Annotated in this window: 5 protein-coding genes; 4 read left to right on the top strand and 1 reads right to left on the bottom strand. The window is 43.3% G+C overall.

Going from position 1 to position 5,175, the window contains the following annotated elements:
* The first annotated feature begins 172 nt into the window (after window positions 1-172).
* Window positions 173-988: a prolipoprotein diacylglyceryl transferase gene (lgt, locus tag OQ5_RS0113030; RefSeq protein ID WP_016777909.1), complete on the top strand. Its 816-nt coding sequence runs from the start codon at window positions 173-175 to the stop codon at window positions 986-988.
* A 74-nt stretch (window positions 989-1,062) separates the two neighbouring features.
* On the opposite strand, the gene OQ5_RS0113025 is transcribed toward lgt, so the two are convergent.
* The gene (locus OQ5_RS0113025) at window positions 1,063-1,641 is read right to left on the bottom strand and encodes a hypothetical protein (protein WP_141638884.1); all 579 of its coding nucleotides are present in this window, start codon (window positions 1,639-1,641) and stop codon (window positions 1,063-1,065) included.
* Between the two features lie 256 nt (window positions 1,642-1,897).
* On the opposite strand from OQ5_RS0113025, the gene OQ5_RS0113020 reads away from it, so the two are divergent.
* The 3 genes from OQ5_RS0113020 (at window position 1,898) to OQ5_RS0113015 (ending at window position 4,925) form a co-directional block, all read left to right on the top strand.
* A complete protein-coding gene (locus OQ5_RS0113020; RefSeq protein WP_016777907.1) occupies window positions 1,898-3,169 on the top strand; it encodes an LVIVD repeat-containing protein in 1,272 nt (423 codons plus the stop codon).
* Between the two features lie 221 nt (window positions 3,170-3,390).
* Complete coding sequence (locus OQ5_RS23560) at window positions 3,391-3,567, top strand: hypothetical protein (protein WP_176694088.1); 177 nt, start codon at window positions 3,391-3,393, stop codon at window positions 3,565-3,567.
* 74 nt (window positions 3,568-3,641) lie between these two features.
* A complete protein-coding gene (locus OQ5_RS0113015; RefSeq protein WP_016777906.1) occupies window positions 3,642-4,925 on the top strand; it encodes a M48 family metallopeptidase in 1,284 nt (427 codons plus the stop codon).
* Window positions 4,926-5,175: the final 250 nt, after the last annotated feature.

Raw genomic sequence — 5,175 nt, 5'->3', positions numbered from 1 at the left:
TTGACAAAACTCAAAACACGAAACTCAAAACACGACACACGAAACCCGAATCCAGCAGCCCCTGTCCGCACCTTTCTGACCCTTTAAAGGGAGAACGGTCGGTCAGCAGTACCCAACCCACCCCTAACAATCTAACAATCTAACAATCTAACAATCTAACAATCTATCCAGTATGTTGCTACTTAACTATATTACATGGAATCCCGACCCGGAGATATTTTCTCTCGGGCCTTTGTCGGTAAGGTATTACGGCCTCTTTTTTGCCATCGCCTTTTTGCTTGGATATTATATTATCGAACGTATGTTCAGGCGTGAACAAGTACCCGAGCAGTGGCTTGACAAATTGTTCATTTACGTGGTTGTTGCCACAGTAATCGGGGCACGGCTGGGGCATGTTATCTTTTATGGCTGGGATTATTATTCTCAGCATCCGGCCGAAATATTTGCGATTTGGCATGGCGGGCTGGCCAGTCACGGCGGTGCCATAGGGATATTGATAGCCATTTGGTTGTATTCAAAAAAGGTAACCAAAAAACCGATGCTGTGGGTGCTCGACCGACTGGTTGTTCCCGTGGCATTGGCAGCTGTTTTTATTCGGTTGGGTAACCTGATGAATTCCGAAATAGTGGGGCGTGTCACCGATGTTCCCTGGGGATTTCGTTTTCTGCGGGCTGCTGTGGATAATCCTGAGATGCCTCGCCATCCCAGTCAGTTATATGAGGCCCTGTCATATCTGGTTGTTTTTATATATCTGATGTTTCTCTATTGGCGAACTAATGCGCGTTTGCGCCAGGGACTTTTATTTGGTATTTTCCTGATTGGAATTTTTTCCGCCCGGTTCATTATTGAATTTATGAAAGAGAATCAGGAAGCCTTTGAAGAAGGCATGTGGCTGAATATGGGACAAATTCTCAGCATTCCTTTCGTCATTGCCGGGCTGTATTACGTTAACAAAGCCATTAAAAGAGGTCCGGTAACCAAACAATAAACCGGAACAGCATTAAAACCGTGTGAATTTTCGAACTCACACGGTTTTTTACAATAGTCTGCTTTAAAAAGGGTTTAAAACAGATTCACTCCGATCCTCGCAGAGAAGCGGTTGTAGGTTATTTTTCGTTCTACTTCTGTCAGCCATAAATCTTCGCGTATAAAGGAAAATGACTGATAACGGTAACCTACCGCTACATAAAAATTGATTTTTCTGCCCGTAGAAATCATATAACCCACATGAGCATTTACAAACGGGCCGCCTTTCGTATCAAGAACGTTAATGCTTTCAAGCCCCATGTTTTCAAGCGGAAATGAATGGCCTGCAGCACCACCTGCGTAAAAAGCAGTCTTCTTTAATTGATGTATCAGCTTAATATCGGCTCCAACCGGGAGCAATGTAACGTCAAACCAGTCGGTCCCGGTTATCAGTCCCACTGCGAAGTACTTATTAAACCGGTAATTTTGCTCAATATGAAATGAGTTAACGTATGGTTCTTCATCACTTTCCGAGCCAATTAGCTTTCCATAAGAGACAAAACCTGTGTAACCTTTCTGCCACGTAGCCGCTTCCAGGTCCGGGGTATTCGTTGCTTTCTGAGAATAAAGCAGAAATGGCAACAACAATAACAGGAGAGTAAAAGAGTTTTTCATCAGCATCGAATTCTAAAGTTATTAGCCTGATGGAACCCGCATGATTGATTTTATGCATGTTCCTCTGTGTAACTTTTAGCCATACTCGTAAATGAGTATTAAGTGGCCTCTGATTCTTTAAGGTGAGGGCGGTTTTTACTACCAAGACAGTTTTTTCTCTAAATGGTTGCGTTATTTATTCACTTTAACGCAACCTTTTATACTCAAATGCATCTTCATAGATAAATGGACAGATGCTAAACTAAAATTCAATGAAATGAGAAAAACAGTATTCACCATCGTGTTGATGAGCCTTGCGCTCAGTCATTTTTCGTGTAGCGATAAGGTGGAAGAAACCTACGTTGTAAATACTCCGGTTTATCTCAGCTACACCGATCTCAGAACCTCTTTTTCTGTAAAAAGCGCCGAAGTCATAAAACAACCCGGTAAAATCTATTTTAAAGACGATTTTATCTTCATCAACGAATATCAAAAGGGTATTCACGTCATCAACAATTCCGACCCGTCAAATCCGCAAAGAGTTTCATTTATTGAAATCCCCGGAAATGTTGATATGGCCATAAAAGGGGATAAACTTTATGCCGATAGTTATATCGATCTGTTGACCATCGATATCGGTAACATGGATAATATTACTGAAGTGGATCGCGACACAAATGTGTTTCCTTACATTATCCCGGAATTTGAAGCAGGATTGCTTGAGGAGATTGATGAGAACAAGGGGGTAATCACGGGTTACACTAAAACCGAAAGAACCGAACCTTTTGACGGTGATCAGTATTACTATAACCGTTTTCCAACGTGGAGGGCTGAATTTTTTGCTTTGGATGCGGCAAAAGTAAACGGCGTGTCAGGGGCTGGAACAGGTACAGGTGGTTCCATGGCGAGGTTTACAGTATATGACAATTATTTGTATGCCATCGACAAGGCTTCACTGCATTTATTCGATGTGTCAAATGCTGCTAACCCGGAATTCGAAAAACAAATCGGCATCAGTTGGCAGATAGAGACACTCTTTCCATACAACCAGATGCTTTTTATAGGAGCTCAAAGCGGGATGTATATTTACAGCCTGCAGAATCCGGCAAATCCGCAGTTTATTTCCGAGTTCAGGCATGCCACAGCCTGCGATCCTGTTGTGGTGGAAGGTGATTATGCTTACGTTACATTGCGCGGCGGAAATTTGTGCGGCGCCATTGAAAGCCAGTTGAATGTAATAGATATATCCGTAATAGAGGCCCCAGAACTACTGGAATCTTATCCCATGACTGAGCCCTATGGCCTGGGTATTGACGATGAAGTGCTGTTCGTTTGCGATGGCAAGGACGGTTTGAAAATTTTCAATGCTTCGGATCCTTTTGGTATCGATGAGAATATGATTGCCCATTACAAAGGTATGGATGCTTTTGATGTTATCCCTTTGGGTAGTGTTCTGCTTCTGATAGGAGAGGATGGATTGTATCAATACGATTATTCTTCGCTTGATGATATTAAGCAACTGAGTTATATACCGGTCTACTCAAACTGATTTACCGGCCCGCTTTTTTGACCCTGTTGTCGCCACTCTGAGGATGTATAATCACGCACCCGGGTGGCGACACTTTTTTAAATGCATCTCTTTTTGGTTATAAACAGCTTATGGATTAAGTTTGCACCCTCTTTCATCACGCCACAGTTTGGAATGGAACAGTGATGGCCGGCCGGGGAGACAGGTCATTAGGTCATTAGGTTAATAGGTTAATAGGTTAATTGATCATTGTAAAGATTCTGGTTGCTGGTTGCTGGTTGCTGGTTGCTTGTTGCTGGTTACTTGTTGCTGGTTGCTGGTTGCTGGTTACTGGTTACTGGTTGCTGGTTACTGGTTGCTGGTTACTGGTTGCTGGCTTTGTTCAATTGACCATTACTCATTCGGTCATTGATAATTGATAATTGGTAATTGATAATTGGTAATTGATAACTGATAATTGATAACTGATAATTGATAACTGATAATTGAAAAAATGCATACAACACTATTTTACATCATCATAGCTATATTGTTGGCCGATGCCGTTTGGGGCTGGATACTTGAAGAGCTGAACCGGAAAAGTTGGGCTCATAAAGTTCCTGAAAGACTGGCCGATGTTTACCCTCAGGAAAAATTTGAGAAGCAAAAGCAATACCGCAAAGTTAACCACCGGTTCGGGAAAATATCATCTACATTCAGTCTGGTTGTTTTACTCGTGTTTTTGTGGTATCACGGCTTTGCATGGGTAGATGAAACGGTGCAGCAATTAACCGGTCATTGGTTATGGCGTCCGTTATTCTTTTTCGGTGCAATGGGATTGGCTTCGTTCATCATCGGTTTGCCGTTCTCTGTGTATCAAACCTTTGTTATCGAAGAACGGTTTGGGTTCAATAAAACAACACCAAAAACATTTGTGTTGGATCAGATCAAAGGATTATTGCTGGGGGCCATAATAGGAGGTGTGTTGCTGGGGCTGATCGTCTGGTTTTATGAGTTTGCCGGCCGTTGGTTCTGGTTATATGCATGGGCAGGCCTCTCGTTGTTCATGATATTTTTCAGCAAGTTTTATACAACACTGATACTTCCGCTTTTCAACAAGCAAACACCGCTTGAAGAGGGAGAACTGAGGACTGCCATTGAGGAAATGAGCAAAAAGGCCGGTTTTACGCTCGAAAATGTTTATGTGATGGATGGCTCCAAACGATCTACCAAGGCCAACGCCTTTTTTAGCGGCTTTGGCAAAAACAAGCGAATTGTTCTGTTCGATACCCTTATTAATGATCTGGAAACTCGTGAAATTGTTGCTGTTCTTGCTCATGAAATAGGACATTTCAGACTCAGGCACATCATTTGGAGTACTGTTTTGAGTGTTTTACAGACCGGACTTACACTTTTTCTTTTAGGATGGTTTGTCAACGAACCGGCTCTTTCGCAGGCTCTGGGTGTTGAGGAGCCTGTTTTCCATATCGGGCTTATCGGGTTTGCTATCTTGTACAGTCCTGTGAGTGAAATCCTGGGATTGGGGATGACCATCTTTTCGCGCCGTAACGAATACCAGGCCGATGCCTTTGCCGCGAAATACGCCGATGCCCGGGCACTGCAATCGGCCCTTAAGAAAATTTCGGCCAATGCACTCAGTAATCCCACCCCGCATCCGTGGTATGTGTTTTTTAATTATTCGCATCCACCTCTGTTAAAGCGGTTGGAGGCATTGGACAGAGAGCAGGGAGCATGGAGCAGAGAGCATGGGGCAGGGAGTAGAAAGAATAGTTCTTAAGAATGGAGAAACGTGATGGAAGGGTATTCCCTCATCAGCTCATTCCCTCATCAACTCATCAGCTCATCAGCTCATCAGCTCATCAGCTCACCAAAGCATGGGGCAAAGGGTAAGAAGGTTGAAGGGCAGAAGGGGTGAAAGGTTGAATTAAGATTCCGAAGGTTTATGCAAGGGTTCGGGAGGCTTATGCTGAGGTTCCGGTGGTTTATGCTGAGGTTCCGGTGGTTTATGCTGAGGTTCCGGTGGTTTA

It is taken from the genome of Anaerophaga thermohalophila str. Valhall, assembly GCF_000250735.1.
GTDB classification, from domain to species: Bacteria; Bacteroidota; Bacteroidia; order Bacteroidales; family Marinilabiliaceae; genus Anaerophaga; species Anaerophaga thermohalophila_A.
This window is presented reverse-complemented; position numbering and strand designations above follow the sequence as displayed.